The 17494-nt window shown below is 65.5% G+C and carries 12 protein-coding genes, 1 tRNA gene and 1 pseudogene; 5 read left to right on the plus strand and 9 right to left on the minus strand.

The genetic code is table 11. The features are described from left to right. Positions 1-353: 353 nt before the first annotated feature. Positions 354-1568, plus strand: coding sequence for an ROK family protein (locus AC1AXT_RS04800; RefSeq protein WP_476541696.1), 1215 nt, complete (start codon positions 354-356; stop codon positions 1566-1568). A gap of 18 nt (positions 1569-1586) precedes the next feature. Further along, positions 1587-3860: pseudogene (gene glgX, locus AC1AXT_RS04805) on the plus strand (glycogen debranching protein GlgX); the annotation flags it as partial. Between the two features lie 405 nt (positions 3861-4265). Here glgX and rpsI read toward each other — a convergent pair. The 6 genes from rpsI to AC1AXT_RS04835 form a co-directional block, all read right to left on the minus strand. Beyond that, positions 4266-4751, minus strand: coding sequence for a 30S ribosomal protein S9 (gene rpsI, locus AC1AXT_RS04810; RefSeq protein ID WP_476541694.1), 486 nt, complete (start codon positions 4749-4751; stop codon positions 4266-4268). 20 nt (positions 4752-4771) lie between these two features. Next, positions 4772-5221: a 50S ribosomal protein L13 gene (rplM, locus tag AC1AXT_RS04815; protein WP_476541693.1), complete on the minus strand. Its 450-nt coding sequence runs from the start codon at positions 5219-5221 to the stop codon at positions 4772-4774. A gap of 405 nt (positions 5222-5626) precedes the next feature. After that, positions 5627-7795 carry a 4-alpha-glucanotransferase gene (gene malQ / locus AC1AXT_RS04820; protein WP_476541691.1) on the minus strand — a complete coding sequence of 723 codons (2169 nt, stop codon included), beginning with the start codon at positions 7793-7795 and terminating at the stop codon, positions 5627-5629. 127 nt (positions 7796-7922) lie between these two features. Continuing rightward, positions 7923-8690, minus strand: a complete 768-nt coding sequence (locus AC1AXT_RS04825) for an AbrB family transcriptional regulator (RefSeq protein WP_476541689.1) — start codon at positions 8688-8690, stop codon at positions 7923-7925. A gap of 30 nt (positions 8691-8720) precedes the next feature. After that, on the minus strand, positions 8721-9359 hold the full coding sequence (locus AC1AXT_RS04830; protein WP_476541688.1) for an IMPACT family protein: 639 nt from the start codon (positions 9357-9359) through the stop codon (positions 8721-8723). Positions 9360-9371: 12 nt separating this feature from the next. Continuing rightward, positions 9372-10385 carry a D-2-hydroxyacid dehydrogenase family protein gene (locus tag AC1AXT_RS04835; protein WP_476541686.1) on the minus strand — a complete coding sequence of 338 codons (1014 nt, stop codon included), beginning with the start codon at positions 10383-10385 and terminating at the stop codon, positions 9372-9374. A 434-nt stretch (positions 10386-10819) separates the two neighbouring features. Between AC1AXT_RS04835 and AC1AXT_RS04840 the strand changes: the two genes are divergently transcribed. Both AC1AXT_RS04840 and dinB read left to right on the plus strand, forming a co-directional pair. Continuing rightward, positions 10820-10906: transfer RNA gene (locus tag AC1AXT_RS04840), tRNA-Ser, on the plus strand. Positions 10907-11354: 448 nt separating this feature from the next. Then, a complete protein-coding gene (dinB, locus tag AC1AXT_RS04845; RefSeq protein WP_476541684.1) occupies positions 11355-12686 on the plus strand; it encodes a DNA polymerase IV in 1332 nt (443 codons plus the stop codon). Between the two features lie 124 nt (positions 12687-12810). On the opposite strand, the gene dapC is transcribed toward dinB, so the two are convergent. The 3 genes from dapC to AC1AXT_RS04860 form a co-directional block, all read right to left on the minus strand. After that, positions 12811-13968, minus strand: a complete 1158-nt coding sequence (dapC, locus tag AC1AXT_RS04850) for a succinyldiaminopimelate transaminase (RefSeq protein WP_476541682.1) — start codon at positions 13966-13968, stop codon at positions 12811-12813. 3 nt (positions 13969-13971) lie between these two features. After that, positions 13972-14298, minus strand: a complete 327-nt coding sequence (gene fdxA, locus AC1AXT_RS04855) for a ferredoxin (RefSeq protein ID WP_476541680.1) — start codon at positions 14296-14298, stop codon at positions 13972-13974. A gap of 88 nt (positions 14299-14386) precedes the next feature. Then, the gene (locus AC1AXT_RS04860; protein ID WP_476541678.1) at positions 14387-15970 is read right to left on the minus strand and encodes an amino acid permease; all 1584 of its coding nucleotides are present in this window, start codon (positions 15968-15970) and stop codon (positions 14387-14389) included. Positions 15971-16563: 593 nt separating this feature from the next. Between AC1AXT_RS04860 and AC1AXT_RS04865 the strand changes: the two genes are divergently transcribed. Then, positions 16564-17494 (plus strand): IS481 family transposase (locus AC1AXT_RS04865; RefSeq protein ID WP_476562932.1); only part of this gene is annotated, 931 nt, incomplete at its 3' end.

The raw sequence follows: 17494 nt of genomic DNA on the forward strand, positions 1-17494 counted from the left end.
ACGGCAGGTGTGACTTGCTTCACAATCTAACGCAAGGGGACCTCCGTTGTCAGCCCCTTCGACGTGTCGCGTCGAAACGTTAGATTATGTGAGATTTGCGAGCGCTTACGTTCGTTATTTGGTTTCGTACGCGTTCTTTTTCGGTGTTTTGAAACATTTTGTGATGTTTCGAACTACACTTCACAACAAATCTTGAATCTCCCTATTCCCTCTTCTGTAAAGCGGGTTGCAAAAAGCACAATTTCTCCGCAAACTTTTTAAAAACTGTTTTACGTTTCTTCGGCGCCGCTTCCGCCTTTCCTTGCGCGGCAAGCGTTCCAGCCGCTACGATAGGGAAGAACGAAAGCGTATCGATGGCGATTCATTTCATGAAGGGGACTGGCGGCATCATGACCGATAACGGCAATTCAGCGATCAAGCAGCGCAACCGGGTGGCGCTGCTGACCGTGCTCTATGAAGGCTCTCCGGCAACGAAGCAGGACATCGCCAGGCGCGTGAACCTCTCGCTGCCGACGATCACCTCGAATCTCAAGGAACTCGAAGAGCGCGGGCTGGTCGTGCGGGCGGACCTGCAGGAATCCACCGGCGGACGCAAGCCGCAGACGTTCGCGTTCAACGCGCAGCATTGCGTCGCCATCGGCGTCCAGACGGCGCCCACGCGGGTGTCGATGCTCGCCGTCGACCTGCACGGCGGCACGCTGACGGAACGCGAACGCAGCATCCCCTGGAGCTCCGGCGCCTCCTACTGGCGGCGTATCGGGACCGCCGTCAACGAATTCGCTGGCGCCATCGAGGCTTCCGGCAGCCACGTCCTCGGCGTCGCCGTATGCGATGCGGCGAGCGGCGCGGCGGCAAACGGCAATGGCAGCCCGGCAAGCGGGACGGCGGCCAGCGCCACGGCCAGCAACACCGCTGCGGCCGAACCGGGCACGGAAGCGCTGGAAATCCTCTCGCGGGAAACGTCCCGGTCCTGCACGGCGATGGCGCCGCAGGAAGCGGAGGCGATGGCGGAACTATGGCACGACCCGACGGTGGGCGACGCCGCGTACCTGTCGATCGGGCGGGAAATCTCGTGCGCGCTGGTCCTTGGCGGAGCGCTGCACCGCCCGCAGGGCGCCGCCGGCCGGCCGCTCGGCCACATGACGCTCGTTCCCGGCGGCCGCCAGTGCGCGTGCGGCAACCGCGGCTGCGTCAACGCATACTGTTCGCTGCCCTCCCTGCCGGAGGACGGCGAAAGCCTCGCCGGCTTCTTCAGCGTGCTCGAACAGGGCGAGCCGCACCACCGCCAGCGCATGGGCGAATGGCTCGACCACCTGGCGCAGGTCGTCACCAACATCCGCACCGTCATCCCCGTCGACGTCATCATCGGCGGGGCGGCCGCCTCCTACCTCGACGACGCCGACATCGGCGCGCTGCGCACGCGCGTCGGGCGCATCGAACGGCGCGGCGACGATGCGGCGCCGGCACGCATCCGCAAATGCCTGGCGATGGACAGCCAGGGCGCGCTTGGTGCCGGAATGATGCTGGTACGCGAATATCTGGACCATCCCTACAAAATCTGCCAGTAAGCCGTTACAGTAGGGGGCATGCAACTGCCTCCGCTTCACCGCTACGCGACGCGCCCGGGCCTGTACTTCACCGACGATGGCGGCGCCGACGTCGTGGTGCGCTCCGAAACCGCCGACCAGCTGTGGCTGTGCGTGCTCGAGCCGCTCGACAAACCAAGCCTGTTCTACAACAAGGCGCTCAAGCTCACGCGCGAACAGGCCGCCACGTTCTTCCACAGCAGGCACCGGCATACCGTGTACGCGCGCGACGTCGAGGCGCTGGGCCTGCGCGAAACGCTGTTCGCCATGGACGGCCCCAACTACGGGCTGTGGTACGTGCACCTGCCGCGCGCCTGGGACGGCATGCGCTACGGGTTCCGCGCCGAGGGCGCGTGGAACCCGGCGAATGGCCTGCGGTTCAACCCGCACAAGCTCCTGCTCGACCCGTTCGCCAAGGGCGTCGAAGGCAAGATCGAGCTGCACCCGGCGGCGTTCTCCTATGAATGCACGGTTGAGGACGGGGTGCTGGAAGGCACGCCGAACGGCCCGATGAGCACCGCCGACTCGCTCGGGCACGTGCCGGTGTCGGTCGCCATCGACGACCGCAGCCCCGGCAAGCACGACCACGACCCCTCGCACCCGCACGTGCCGTGGAGCAAGACCGTCATCTACGAGCTGCACGTCAAGGGGTTCACTGCGCAGGCGCCGTGGCTGGAACCCGAACTGCGCGGCACCTACGCGGGGCTTGCGCACCCGCGTACGCTGTCGTATCTGCAATCTCTGGGAGTGACGTCGATCGAGCTGCTGCCGATACAGGCGAAGCAGCCGGAACTCTTCCTCATGAAGAAGGGGATGGAGAACTACTGGGGCTACTCGACGCTAAACTACTTCTCCCCCGAGCCTTCGTACGCCACGAAAGCGGCGCAGGAAGCCGGGCCGAAAGCGGTGCGCGAGGAAGTCATCGCGATGGTGGCGGCGCTGCACGAAGCCGGCTTCGAAGTGATCATGGACGTCGTGTACAACCACACGGCGGAAGGCTGCAGCGACGGGCCGACCGCATGCTGGCGCGGGCTGGACAATCTTACGTTCTACCGCCAGCAGCTGCACAACGTCGGCGAGCTGGAAGACACCACCGGCTGCGGCAATACGATAGATTTCACGAATACCCACAACGTGACGTTCGCCGTCGACTCGCTGCGGTACTGGGCGAAGCGGATCGGCATCGACGGCTTCCGCTTCGACCTCGCCGTTTCGCTCGCGCGGCTCAACGGCGACTTCACGCCGTACCATCCGTTCCTGTACGCACTGCGTTCGGACCAGCTGCTTGGCAATCTCAAGATGATCATGGAGCCGTGGGACCTGGGAAGGCAGGGCTGGCGGACGGGGCAGTTCCGCACGCCGTTCGCCGAATGGAACGACCGGTTCCGCGACACCGCGCGCCGCTTCTGGATTTCGGAAGTCGCCCAGCGCGCCGCGAACCCTACGAACGCGGTGGGATTGCAGGAGATTGCGACGCGGCTGTGCGGTTCCGCCGACCTGTTCGCCACCGACCCGGGGCGCGGCGCCATTTCGTCGGTCAACTACGTGTCCTGCCACGACGGCTTCACGCTCGCCGACCTGACCACCTACTCGCGCAAGCATAACGAGGCGAACGGCGAACGCAATCTCGACGGGTCGAACGTGAACCACAGCGCGAATTTCGGGCACGAGGGGCCTACCGACGACCCGGACGTGCTCGAGCGTCGCGAACGGGCGGCGATGAACATGCTCGGCACGCTGCTGCTGTCGCTGGGGACGCCGATGCTGCTCGCCGGCGACGAATTCGGCAACTCGCAGGGCGGCAACAACAACGCCTACTGCCAGGACAACCCGACGACGTGGCTGGACTGGAGCTGGACGGAACGCGGCGGCGGCGCGGCAAGCAACCCGCAGCTGCGGCGCAAGGAGGCCGTGTCGAGGCTCGTCGCCATCCGCAAGTCGCTGGACGTATACTCGCACGAGGATTTCTTCACGCGGCTCAGCCAGCTGGGGCTGCTCAAGCCGTCGAGCCGCGTGCAGTGGCTGCTGCCGGACGGCACGACGCCGATGGAGGAGGACTGGTTCGACGTGTCGGTACGCTCGTTCACGATGCAGCTGCACGCCAGCGACGACACGAGCATCGCCATCGTCGTCAACGGATCCAACGAGGCCCGCGACTTCCATCTGCCGGCCGAATGCTCATGGCAGGCGCTGTGGAGCTCCGCCCAGACGTTGGGGGAAAAGCCGGAGCCGGTCCCCGACGCCGAAAACCAGTGGACGGTCCCCCCGACGTCGATTTCCCTGCTCATGCAGGAATAGTTTTCTACATTCCAGTCGCTGACAAGCCGTCACCGACTGGAAAATATCCCCCTCACTACGTTTCAGTCGCTCAGGGCGCCTCAGCGACTGAAACGTAGAACCCAGCCTACGTTCCAGTCGCTCACGGGCCGTCACCGACTGGAATGTAGATCACTCGATACGTTTCAGTCGGTGGGAGGCCGTCACCGACTGGAATGTAGATCACTCGATACGTTTCAGTCGGTGGGAGGCCGTCACCGACCGGAAAGTAGAAACCCCTCTACGTTCCAGTCGGTGAGGAGTTGTCAGCGACTGGAACGTAGGGAGGTGGGAATGAGGCAGCGGGGTGGATACGAAAAAAGGGCTCCCGAGTGGGAGCCCTGTGCGCCTGGTAGGCAGACCTTAACGCTTCGAGAACTGCGGAGCGCGGCGGGCCTTGTGCAGGCCAGCCTTCTTGCGCTCCACGACGCGGGCGTCGCGGGTCAGGAAGCCGGCCTTCTTCAGGGCCGGACGGTTCGCTTCGCGGTCGACCGCGTTGAGCGCGCGGGCCACGCCGAGGCGGATAGCGCCGGCCTGGCCGGTGGTGCCGCCGCCGTCCACGAGGACGATGGCGTCGAACTTGCCTTCGAGCTTGAGGAGCACGATCGGCGAGTTCACTTCACGCTGCAGCAGCTTGGACGGGAAGTACTCTTCCAGCGTGCGGCCGTTGATCGTCCACTTGCCGGAGCCCGGAACGAGGCGAACGCGGGCCACGGCTTCCTTGCGGCGGCCGGTGCCGTAGCAGGGAGCGATCGTGGAGGTGCCGGTGCCGGCGCCAGCGTTGGTCTCGCTAGTGTATGCAGCCTCTTCGGTTTCGGTAACCGCGGAGTTGTTGGTGTTTTCAGCCATGGTTCTTTATCTCCTTCGGTTCACTTCGCCTGCTGCGAGATCTGCTCGATCTCGTAGACCTTCGGCTGCTGGCCAGCGTGCGGGTGCTCAGCGCCCGCGAACACGCGCAGGCGGCCCAGCTGGACCTTGGACAGCTTGTTCTTCGGCATCATGCCCTTGACGGCATGAGTGATGATGCGTTCCGGCTTCGACGCCAGCAGCTGCGCGTAGCTGTCGCGGCGCAGGCCACCGGGGCGACCGGAGTGGGAGTAAAGATCCTTGCCCAGCTTGTTGCCGGTAAGGGCAATCTTGTCGGCATTGATGATGATCACGAAGTTGCCGGAATCAGCGTGCGGAGCGAAGGTCGGCTTGTTCTTCCCGCGCAGCAGATCCGCTGCGTGGGAAGCGAGACGGCCGAGCACGACGTCCTGCGCGTCGATGATGTACCAGTCGTGAGTCAGATCAGCTGGCTTCGGTGTGAAAGTTTTCACGATGTACCTTTTCTTTATATTGTGTTCCGGACCGCTGGCCGCTTCTTGCTCGGGCGTGCGTTGGTTAGGCACTGCGCCGTTGCTCGTTGCCGCCGGCAATCTCATTACCGTGGGCTCCCTGAAAGTCCTATTGGCGAGTGGGAAAGCGCTTTGAAGGACCCCGTAGGGAAACACAACAATCCCCCAGTATATCGCAACCGCTGACAACGCGGGGATATCGTTCCGCTTTCTTCAAGATTCCCGTCGCCAAACGCTGCCGTCATTTTCCCCAGACTGCCGCCGCCGGAAAATCTTGATTCCTCCCAGCCCGCCCCCCCCGTTCCGGCGACCCGGCAACGCAAAAGCGCTCCCGGACGCCAATGGCGCCGGGAGCGCTTGCTGCCGCAATCTGAAAAAACGCGCGGCTCAGTCGTTCATGATGTCCGCGAGGCGCTTAACGCCCGGCTCCTTGAACAGCTGCTCGAGCATGACGACGTCGCCGTGGCCGTCGGCCAGCGGGATGCGCCAGTTCGGGTACTCGTTGTTCGTGCCCGGCTGGTTCTGCGTGCGCTTCTCGCCGACGGCGTCGACGAACGAAACGACCTTGAGCTTGCTCGGCGCGGCCTTGAGCGCGCGGTGCAGCGCGTCGATGATCTCGTCCTGATGGGACGCCTCGTCGGCCAGCGCGGACGCGTCGAGGTAGCCTTCGTCGCACAGCATCTGCAGCATGGCCTGATGCTCGAGCTCGGCGCTCTGCTTGAACGCGCTGCCGTCGCCCTCGAGCAGGCCGAGCTTCTCGCGGATCTTGACATGCTCGTACTCGAGGTAGCCGGCGGCCGGCGGCATGTCGTGGTTGTCGACGGAAGCCAGCGCGTACTCGCGCCACTTCTTCGGCGGGATGAACACGCCGTCCATCTGCTCGAACCATTCGACGGCGCAGCCGAGGATGCCGCGGCTGGCGAGCGCCTTGGTGACGTACGGCGGCACGACGCCGAGGTCCTCGCCGACGACGACGCCGCCGGCGCGCGTGGCCTCGATGGCCAGGATGCCGAGCATGACGTCATGGTCGTAGTACACGTACGCGCCATCGGTCGCGCTCTTGCCTTCCGGAATCCACCACAGGCGGAACAGGCCCAGGATGTGGTCGATGCGCACGGCGCCGGCGGTGCGGAACATGCCGTGCACCATGTCGCGGTACACCTGGTAGCCGGTGCGCTTGAGCTCGACGGGGCTCAGCGGCGGCTGGCTCCAGTTCTGGCCCTGCTGGTTGAACATGTCCGGCGGGGCGCCGACCGTCGCGCCCTTGGCGAAGCGCTCCGGGTTCCACCACACGTCGGCGCCCTGGGGGTGCACGCCGACGGCCATGTCGGCCACGAGGCCGATCTTCATGCCGGCCTGGCGCGCGGCGCCCTGGGCGGCTTCCAGCTGCTCGGTGGCGACCCACTCGAGCCAGCGGTAGAACTCGAGGGTGTCCGGGAACTGCTCGCGGATCTGGATGATTTCCGGCGATTCCTTCGTCAGGCGCACTTCCCAGTTGTCCGGCTCGGTGGTCGGGGCGCCCCACTTGTCGTAGCACAGGCACCAGGTGGCGTACGCTTCCAGCTCCTGGCCGCAGGAGGCCTTGTACTGGTCGAACGCGGCCTTGCGCTCCGGGCTCATCGGCGCCTGGAAGATGATCCACAGGGCCTTGGCCTTCGCCGCCCACATGGCGTCGCGGTCGATGAGCTGCGGGTCCTCGTTGTAGGGCTCGACCGACTCGTGCAGCTTCTCGACCTGCGCCTTCGCCTGGGCGTCCAGCCCGTAGTATTCGGGGATGTTCTCGGGGCAGATGTAGGTGAAGTTGACGAACCGGCGCGATACCGGCAGGTACGGCGACGGCGTGAGCGGGGAGACCGGCTCGGCGGCGTGCACCGGGTTGATGAGGATGAAGTCGGCGTCGGTGTCGCGCTTCGCTTCGGTCAGCAGGTAGCGCAGGTCCTCGAAGTCGCCCACGCCCCAGGACTTTTCGGAGCGCATCGAATACAGCTGGCCCTGCCAGCCCCACAGCGTGCCGTTTTCCAGCGCCGGGATCATGTCGATGTGCGTCGGCGCGCAGATCAGCGTCGCGTCCTCTTCGCGCTCGCCGGCCTTGACGTGCAGCGTGTGGTAGCCCATCGGCAGGTCGGCCGGCAGCTCGAGCGTGGAGGCGCTGACGAACTCGCCGTTGACGGAATGGGCCTTGGCGCCCTCGACCGGGGAGATGGCCAGCGCGCCGGCGTATTCCTGCCCGTTTTCGAGGGTGATCGTCGCTTCCGGCACGTCCATGATGCCGGCGCGCACCTCGACGGTGCTCGGCTCCCCGACGGTGTGCAGCACGGTCGGGTCCACGAGGTGCGAGCGCTGCTCCTCGAGGATGCGGTTGATGGACGACTCAATGGCTTCCGGAGTGGAGGCATCCACGCCAAGCGCGGCCAGGATGGCCACGAGCACTTCGTCGCTGATTTCGTGGTAGTCATGGGACATGCCCATGTAGCTGGTCCCCACTCCCAGCATCTTGGCCAAGCGAACCAAAGGGCGCGCGAGACGCTCAGGGGATTCCGTTTGCTCTGTTGTCATAGTTTCTTAGTCTAGAACGTCAGAGGGCTGAAAACACACTGAATGCTGGGTTTTTGCGTGGCTCTGCGCGAAATTTCCGCATTACGGACGCCGCGGCGGCACCCCACGCCCGCGGGACACGCCGGCGCTACCGCTGCAGCCTGCGGGCGGCCGCGCGGGCCACTTCCGGCGCTTCGTCCTGCGCCAAGCGTTCGAGCGTTTCCGCTGATGCGTTCGGGTTGAGCGCTACAGCTCGCCGCACCATCGTGGCCAGGATCGCCGGCGCGTCCGGCTCGGCGCTCGCCCCCAGCGTGGAGAGGAAGTCGAGCGTCTCGGCATCGACGTCCGCATTCTGGGCACCTTCCAGACGCATCTTCCACGACGTGCGCTTGTTGCGCAGCGCCGTGTCGCGCACGTCGGGGTCCGGATCCTTCGTCAGGCGCCCCACGAGCCAGTTCTTGTCTTCGCCGTTGGCCGCCACCGCGCGGCGCACCGCGGCCGACGGATCGCACGACAGCTTGACGAGGATGTTCGGGAACGGCATCGTTTCGGCGAGGAAGATGCGGTCCTCCTCCGGCGTATTGAGATTGCCGGCCACCGCTTCCAGCAGTGCCGTCGCGCGGGAGAACGCCGCCTGTTCGGCGCGGTCCGGCAGCTCGCGCCGCGCGAACTCGTGCAGCTCCTGCGGGTCCTCGGAGTGCCGCAGCCGCTCATACATCACCGTCAGCGCCTCGAAGTGCTGTTCGTTCTGCCCTTCACCGCTCCCGGCTTCAGATTCCTGCGCCTCCTGCGTTTCCGGTTCCGCTTCGGCTTTCGGTTCCGTTTCAGTTCCTTGGGCCTCCGGCTCCGTTTCGGCCCCCTGGGTTTCCGGTTCCGCTTCATCCTGCGGGGTTGCCGTCGTCATCTCGTCGCTCATGCCTCCACCCTAACAGCGGGCACGCCGTTCCTACCGCGCGGCGGGGCGCAGCAGCAGGTCGCCTTCGGTGGCGGCGACCGAGCCGTGGAACAGGTCCGTCAGCCGCTGATGGAACTGTTCCAGCACCGCCTGCGGCACGATGGCGGTGACGGCGACGCGGTCGGTGAACTCGGCGTGCTCCTGTTCGCCGCCGAGGGAGGACAGCAGATTGGCAAACGGCCCCAGCTGCGCATACTCGAGCGTCACCGCAACCCGGCGGCACTCGACGATCTCGGCGACGGTGGCCGCCTTGACAGCCAGCGACGCGCCGGTCGAATAGGCGCGGATGAGCCCTCCGGAACCCAGCAGGATCCCGCCGAAATACCGCGTGACGGCGACGGCCGAATCTATGAGGTCGTTGGCGCGCAGGACGTCGAGGATCGGCTTGCCTGCCGTGCCGGACGGCTCGCCGTCGTCGCTCATGCGTTCGATGAGCCGGCCGTCCGGGCCGGAAACCAGCGCCGCGTACGCAACGTGGCGGCTCTTGGGATGCTGCTCGCGAATCTTGTCCACGAACGCGAGCGCTTCGTCGACGGAGGCGACGTGGCAGGCGTCGCCGATGAACTCGGATTTCTTCTCGACGAACGCGTCGTGCGCCGGCGACGCGGCGGTGTCCAGTACGGTACGCAACTAAAGCCTCCCCTAGTTCGCGACGTTGAAATCTCGGCCCTGAAGGAAGGCGACGACCGCTTCGACGCACTGGTGCGTCAGCTCGGCGTACGCGCCGTCGCTTTGCCACGCGGCGTGCGGCGTCAGCACGAGGCCGGGGATGGCGAACAGGGGCGAGTCCTTCGGAAGCGGCTCGGTGTCGTAGACGTCGAGCGCGGCCGGAATGTCGCCGCGCTCGAGGCGCTTGACGAGCGCGCCCGGCTCGATGACCTCGGCGCGGGCGGTGTTGACGAACATCGTGCCGGGGCGCAGCGACTCGAGGTTTTCCGCGGTGATCAGCCCGCGCGTCGCTTCGTTGAGCGGCATGTGGATCGAAACGACATCGGCGAGCGCGAACAGTTCGTCCATGTCGTCGACCGGGGTGACGTCGAGCGCAAGATAGTCCTGGCGCGACGACGGCGAGCGCCACGCGTATACCTTCATGCCGATGCCCTGCGCGATGCGCGCGACGGTGCGGCCGATGCCGCCCAAGCCCACGATCGCGAGCTTCTTGCCGTACAGTTCGATGCCGCTGGGGGCGCGCGTGTCCCACAGGCCGGCGCGGGTCTGGGAGTCGAGTTCGCCGACGCGGCGCGCCAGTTCGAACATCAGCGCGATGGCGAACTCGGCGACAGCGTGGTCGCCGTAGTGCACGGCGTTGCACACGCGCACGCCCAGCTCGCGCGCCAACGCAAGATCGATGTAGCTGGCGACGCCGGTGCCGCCGAACGCGAGGCACTCGACGCCCTGCGCCGCCAGCGCGCGCAGCGTGGCGTCGTCGATGTGTACGCCGATGACGATGACCGCGCGGGCGCCGGCGCAGCGGCGGACGAATTCGGCCTTGTCGTGGGTGAATTCAGTGTAGACGTCCAGCCGCGCCACGTCGTCGAACAGGCCGAACCAGCGCTCGAACGGGGCGATCATCGGCTCGGTGACGCACGGCATCGCCACCAGCGGCAGGTCGGTGCGTTCCGGGTTGACATGCAGAATCGGCGGGTACTTGCTCATGCGTCCCACTCTATCGCCTGCCATGGCAGCCCCCGGTTGCCGGTTTGGGGTCCGCCTCCTCCGGCTACAGGGGCATCCAGAGGCGCTGAGCCTCCTAGGCCGTCCAGAGTTTTCGGGGCGCCGGGCCACTGGACACAAGCCCGATGCTGCTTCATTGAAAATCCGCCATTTTGGAGGGGCGAAGGACCGCTCTTGTGTCCAGTGAAGCCAATGGTCCCGAAACTCTGGACGCAAGAGCATCCACAAAGCGGTCATGTACGGCCCCCGGGATTTGCCTTTTCGCCAGCAGCGTGACTACACTGGTCAACCGAGCGGGGGACAAAGGCGTACCTTCGCTTATTTCATTCCTGACAAATTTTGAGATTTTTTCGTGTACGGCGTGTTTTGCGGCGGAAAAGATGCTATGCTCTATCACTGTTGCTGTTACGCAACGTGGAGTCATGCCTGAGTGGCCGAAAGGGGCACCCTGCTAAGGTGTTAGTCGCGTTAGCGGCTCGAGGGTTCGAATCCCTCTGACTCCGCCCATAGGGTTTTCGAGGTCTTCTCGGAAACCCTTTTCCGTTTCCAGAACCGCTTCATTCCAGCAGTTCGACCCTGCCAGTAGCAGCGCGCCGTCAATGCGCGCGGCTGCCTCGAAAGTCTACGAAAACGCCGGAAATCAGCCGAATACTTGACATTTTAGTTGACACGGGTTGGCGGATTAGGCTTCCGTCCTTGGCTCCGTTCCCACCGTGCACAAGCAATCATCGGTGCCTGCCAGCAGCGCAGGAACCGCGGACGATAAACACCCGATAAGACACCACACAAGACACCAGAAAGGGTACACCTAAGGGAACGTTGGACAGCATTTTAGACAGCACGTTCGAGGGCACTTCCCGGCATACCGGGGAACAGGACTCTCTTCGGGTAGCTAGCATATGTCCTAGGAGAGCCCTTTCCAGCACACGGGGAACGGGATAGAGTGGGGGTATGAGCAACGCACCACGGATCGCGGCCGCCAAACGGGACTGGGGGCATGACGAAACCGGCTGCACGGTGCTGCATATCGACATGGACGCGTTCTATGCGTCGCTGGAAACGGCGCGGCACCCCGAACTGCGCGGCAAGCCGGTCATCATCGGCACCGGCAACCGCTCGGTCGTGTCGGCGGCCAGCTACGAAGCGCGCCGCTATGGCATCAACTCGGCGATGGCAAGCGCCAGGGCGCGCCAGCTGTGCCCGGACGGGATCTTTCTGCCGGTCGACATGGCCTACTATCGCGACGTTTCGCACCGCATTTTCGACGGGATCTTCCACCAGGTCACCGACTGCATCGAGAAGGTCTCGGTCGATGAATGCTTCATGGACGTTTCCGGCGCGCTGCGCCAATGGGGTTCGCCGAGCCGCATCGGCGCGTGGCTGCGCCAGGAGGTACGCCGCCAGTTCTCCATCACCTGCTCCGTCGGCATCGCCTCGAACAAGCTGGTGGCGAAGATGGCGTCGACGAACGCGAAGCCGGACGGGATGCTGCTCATTCCCGTCGACCGGCACGCCGAATTCGTCCAGATGATGCCGTTGCGCGGCATTCCCGGCATCGGCCCTGCGCTGGAACGCAAGCTCAACGGCTGGGGCGTCGATTCGGTCGCCGCCCTCGCCAAGCTCACGCAGGAGGAACTCGAGCGCGTCACCGGCTCCCCCGCCGCGGCACGCTCCCTATACGCGGCGGCGCGCGGCATCGACGCCCGCAAGGTCACGCCGGTGCGCGAGGAGAAGTCGATTGGCGCCGAACGCACGTTCGACGAGGACACGCGCAGCCTGCGCAAGGTGACGTCCCTGCTGCGCTGGTGCGCCGGCGACGTCGCCGAAACGCTGCGCCGGCGCGGACTGGTCGGCCGGACGGTGACAGTGAAGCTGCGCTTCGACAATCTTGCGTATAAAACGGCGTCGCGCACGGTCGAGCAGCCGCTGGATTCGGCGGCGCAGATCCTGCCGGTAGCGCTTGCGCTGCTGCACGCGATGATGGGATTCGAGGAAGATTCGGCCGCCCTGGCCGATTCGGTCGCCGCAAGCCGCGTGGCCGCGCTCGCCGACGGCGACACGGCGTTGCCGCGGCTGGTGCGGCTCGCCGGAATCTCGGTGAGCGGCCTGGAAGACGCCGCGACCGCGGTTTCGCAGCCGACGTTCGACGACGTGATGGAACCGGCCGGCGAGTCCGGCTCGCCGAGCCGGGCCGAGCAGACGGCGCACCGCAAGGCTGCGGAAGCCGCCCTCGACGCCGTCCGCAGCCGCTTCGGCGACAAAGCCGCGCAATTGGGCTTCTGACCGACTTAACGAAACCCACAGCTGAAACTTTTTGAAAACCGGAATCCAGTACGGAAAAAATCCCGTCCCAAAAGCAAGATTCCCGGCTGGAACTGGCGAGCCGGGAATCTTGGATTGGGGAAAACTAGCAGTTGGTGAGGCGCTGGACGGCTTCGGCGATGGCGGCGTCGGTGGCGGTGGCCGAGAATCGCAGATAGCCGGCGTCGCCGTAGAACTCGCCGGGGCTCGGCACGATGCCGATGCGGGCGAGCGCGGCCATGTCGCTCCAGCAGTCGCCGGACTTCGCCTTGACCCACACGTACAGCGCGCCGTCCGGCATGTCGGTGGCGTAGCCGTACGCACGCAGCGCGCCGACCAGGTCCAGCAGGCGGCTGCGATAGCGCGAGAACTGCGTGCGCAGCGCTTCGTGGTCGGCGAGCCCCGCCGCCATCGCAGCCTGGACGGGGCCGGGGACGATCTGGCCGATCTGCTTGCGGTCGGCCTTCATCGCGCCGACGAGCGCGGCGTCGCCGGCGATGAACGCGGCGCGGTAGCCGGCCATGTTGCTTTGCTTGGAGAGCGAATACAGCACGAGGATGCCGTCGGCCGAGCCGCCGCACACGTTCGCGCCGAGCGCGCAGGGGGCGCCTTCCAGCGGCGTTCCGGAGATGATGGCGGCGGCGTTCGCGTCGCTCCAGTTCATCATCGCGTAGCATTCGTCGGACAGCACCGTCGCGCCGATGGCGCGCGCCGCGTCGACGATGGCCTTCAGTTCGTTCTCGCCGTACGTTTCGCCGGTCGGGTTGTTCGGCGAGTTCACCCACACCGCCTTGACGCCGGGAATGCCGCGCCAGGACGCGGTGTCGGCGACGTCGGCGACCTTGACGACGCGGGCGCCGGAAATCTGGGTGCCGATTTCGTACGTCGGGTAGGCGACCTGCGGCTGGACGACGACGTCGCCTTCGCCCAGATGCAGCAGCGACGCCATCAGCGCGACCGCTTCCTTCGAACCTACCGTCGGCACCGCGTCGGCGTTGATCTGTTCAAGATTCACCCCGCGGCAATCTTGGAACCATTGCGCGATGGCGCCGCGCAGTTCCGGGGTGCCGACGGTGGCCGGGTAGCCGTACGCGTTCGGATCGTTGGACGCTGCGGCGAGCGCCTTGCGCACCGAGTCGGGGACGGGATCGACCGGGGAGCCGATCGACAGGTCGATCAGGCCGCCGGGAGCGTTCGCCGCCGCTTTCTTGAAGGAGGCTACGCGGCTCCAGTCATAGGGGGTTGCGTAGCTGGCGAAACCCATCGCTCACTCGCCCTGGTTCTGCGGGGGCAGCTCGGCCACGCGCTGCGGGTCCTTGCCGATAGGGCCGGCCGTCGAGGCGCCGCCGAGGTCGCCGACTTCGGCGAAGAAATTGACGGCCGCGTCCTTGTACCACTCCCACTCTTCCGGCAGGTCGTCTTCGTAGAAGATCGCCTCGGTCGGGCAGACCGGTTCGCAGGCGCCGCAGTCAACGCACTCGTTCGGGTTGATGTACAGCGAACGCACGCCTTCGTAGATGCAGTCGACCGGGCACTCGTCGACGCAGGCCTTGTCCTTGACGTCCACGCACGGCTGCGCGATTACGTATGCCATCGTTTCCTCCTGACTTTCCGCTTGGATTGCCGCCTTCAGGCTTCGGATACCCTCCAAGGATACCCCAGCCCGTTGCTGTTTGGCTTGCTTATTCGGCAGCCGGCTTTTCCTTGGCTTCCAGCTTCCCCTTGGCGGCGGCTTGGGCGGCGGCGAGTTCCTGGTCGCGCTTGAACTTCTCGAACTCGCGGTCGAGTTCGCCGGTGCCCAGGCGGGCGTGGTTGTAGCTGTAGGCGAAGTAGACGATGAAGCCGACGACGAGCCACACGAGGAAGCGGATCCAGGTGAGCACCGACAGGTTGAGCATCAGGTAGAAATTGGCGAGCGCGATGAGGATCGGCACCCACGGGTTGCCGGGCATCTTGAACGTGCGCTTGAGGTCGGGACGCTTCTTGCGCATGATCGGCACGGCGATGGCGACGAGCGTGAATGCGGAGAGCGTGCCGATGTTGACCATGTCGGAGAGCACGTCGATGTTGAAGCAGGCGGCGATGATGGCGACGACGATGCCGCAGATGATCTGCAGGCGGGCGGGGGTGCCGTGCTTGCCGGTCTTGGAGACGCTGCGCGGCAGCAGGCCGTCGCGGCTCATCGCGAAGATGACGCGCGTGAGGCCCAGCAGCAGCACCATGACGACGGTGGCCAGGCCGACGACGATGCCGAACGAGATGATCTTGGCCGCCCAGTTGGCGCCGACGAGCTCGAAGGCGGTGGCCAGCGACGGACTGTCGACGGCGGCGAGCTGCTTGTAGGAGACCATGCCGGTGGTGACGATGGCGACGAGGACGTAGAGGATGACGATGAGCACCATGCCCACGCCGATGCCGAGCGGCACGTTGCGCTTCGGGTTCTTCGTTTCCTCGGAGGCGGTGGCGACGACATCGAAGCCGATGAAGGCGAAGAACACGAGCGCCGCGCCGGAAATGACGCCGCTCCAGCCGTAGATCGACGGGGTCTTGCCGGTGATCCATTGCGTCAGCGGCATCGACATCGTGCTCGTCGCGGCGGCGCCGGGCACGTCGGAAGCGGGCTCGCTCGGCGGGATGAACGGCGTGAAGTTGGAGGACTTGACGTAGAAGAAGCCGACGACCACCACGAAGAGGACGACGCCGATCTTGAGGATCGTCATCGCGCCGTCGACACGGGCGCCGATCTGCGTGCCTAGCACGAGCAGCGCCGTGAAGAACGCGACGATGATGATCGGCGCGATGTCGATGGTGAACGAGCCGCCGATGGTGATGTTCGTGTCCCAGTTGACGCCCATCAGGCGCATGAAGTCGTTGAGGTACACGCCCCAGTACTTCGAGATCACGGAGGCGGCCATCAGCATTTCGAGGATCAGGTCCCAGCCGATGATCCACGCGGCGAACTCGCCGATGGTTGCGTAGGTGAACGTATAGGCCGAGCCGGCAACCGGCATCAGCGACGCGAATTCCGCATAGCACATCACGGCCGCCCCGCACACGACGCCGGCGATGATGAACGAGATGATGACGGCCGGCCCGGCATGGAACGCCGCGGCCTGGGCGCCGACCGAGAAGATGCCCGCGCCGACGGCGACGGCGACGCCCATGACGGCAAGGTCCCACCAGCCAAGATTGCGCTTGAGCTTGTGGCCTTCTTCTTCGGTTTCGGCGAGCGTTTGCTCAACCGATTTGGTACGGAAAATCTGCACGGAAAGCCTCTCTAACTTGGGTCGCGGCCGGCGGGCGGGAAACAGACGGGCTGGTCAATGGCTGGTTCGCTCCGTTGCGCACGGAAAGTCGCGGGGAGCTGCCCCGTCCCGGGTTGCATCGTCAGGTCGGACTCCGCGGGAATCGCAGGCGTGGGGAGCTGAGCGAACTTTACAAAATATTCACTAATACACCCACCTCATACCCCCTAACCCCCCAACGTCCAAAATATGGACAATCCCCTCCCACCTGCCTACTACCCCACCGGTTGTCTGCCGCCCTACGCGCTGGCTTATTCCCCACAATCTACTTTCCAGTCGCTCACGACGCCCCACCGACTGAAACGTATCCACCAATCTACTTTTCAGTCGCCGACGGGGCGTAGGTGACTGGAAAGTAGAAATCTCGGAACAAAGCACACGGTGACAGCGTCAGCGACTGAGACGTGCCCCAAATAGAACTTTCCAGTCGCTGACGGGGCGTAGGCGACTTGTCCTGTTCGACCGGATAGTTGACAGCTGTGTCAGCGGATGGTTGACAGTGGTCCGAGGGGATGGTTGACATTTTTCAGGCCGTTGCCGTGGTTGTGATTGGTATGGTCAATAGCAAACACAACCAAGGCAACGACAATCACAAGACTACCCGTGAGGTCGATCCGTCCGCTTTGAGCCGGCAGGCGCGTTCCCTCTACGAGCGCAACGTGCGCATCATCGAGGCCCTCGCCGAAGGCGAGGCGGTCGCCAGGGTGGCCGCCCGCTATGGCGTGAGCAGGCAATGGGTCTACCAGCTCGAGCGCCGCTACCGCCAGGACGGCGAGGCGGCGCTGGTGCCGGCCAGCCGCGCGGCGCGCCGGGTCGCCAACCGCACGGACCGGGCCACGCGCCGGCGGGTGGCGCAGCTTCGCCGCGAGCTGCGCGACGGCGGCATGGATGCGGGAGCCAGGTCGATCCGCACGCTGATGCTGCGCCGTGACGGCGCGGCGCCGGCGGCGTCGACGATCCACCGCATCCTGGTGGACGAGGGGCTGGTGACCCCGGAGCCTGCCAAGCGGCCGCGCGCCAGCGTGCAGCGTTTCGAGGCGGAGCTGCCCAACGAGACCTGGCAGTCGGATTTCACGCACTGGGTCCTCGCGGACGGCACCGACGCGCAGGTGCTGACCTGGTTCGACGACCACTCCCGGTTCGTGCTCGCCTCGCGCGCCTACGATCCGGTCCGCGTCGACGACGTGGCCGCCCTGTTCCTCGAGGCGTGCGGCGAGCACGGCATCCCCGCCAGCACGCTGACCGACAACGGCAAGGTATTCAGGAGCCTGCCGGGATCCGGCCAGCGCCACCGGCTCGAGGGGCTGCTGGACTCGCACGGGGTGCGCCAGAAGCACGGCCGGCCCTACCATCCCCAGACCCAGGGCAAGATCGAGCGCTGGCACCAGACGCTCAAGCAATGGCTCGACGCGCGCCCCCTGGCCGCGAACCTGGACGAATTCAACGCCCAGCTGGCCGAGTTCGTCAGCTACTACAACCATGAAC

Source organism: Bifidobacterium sp. LH_450 (assembly GCF_056356715.1).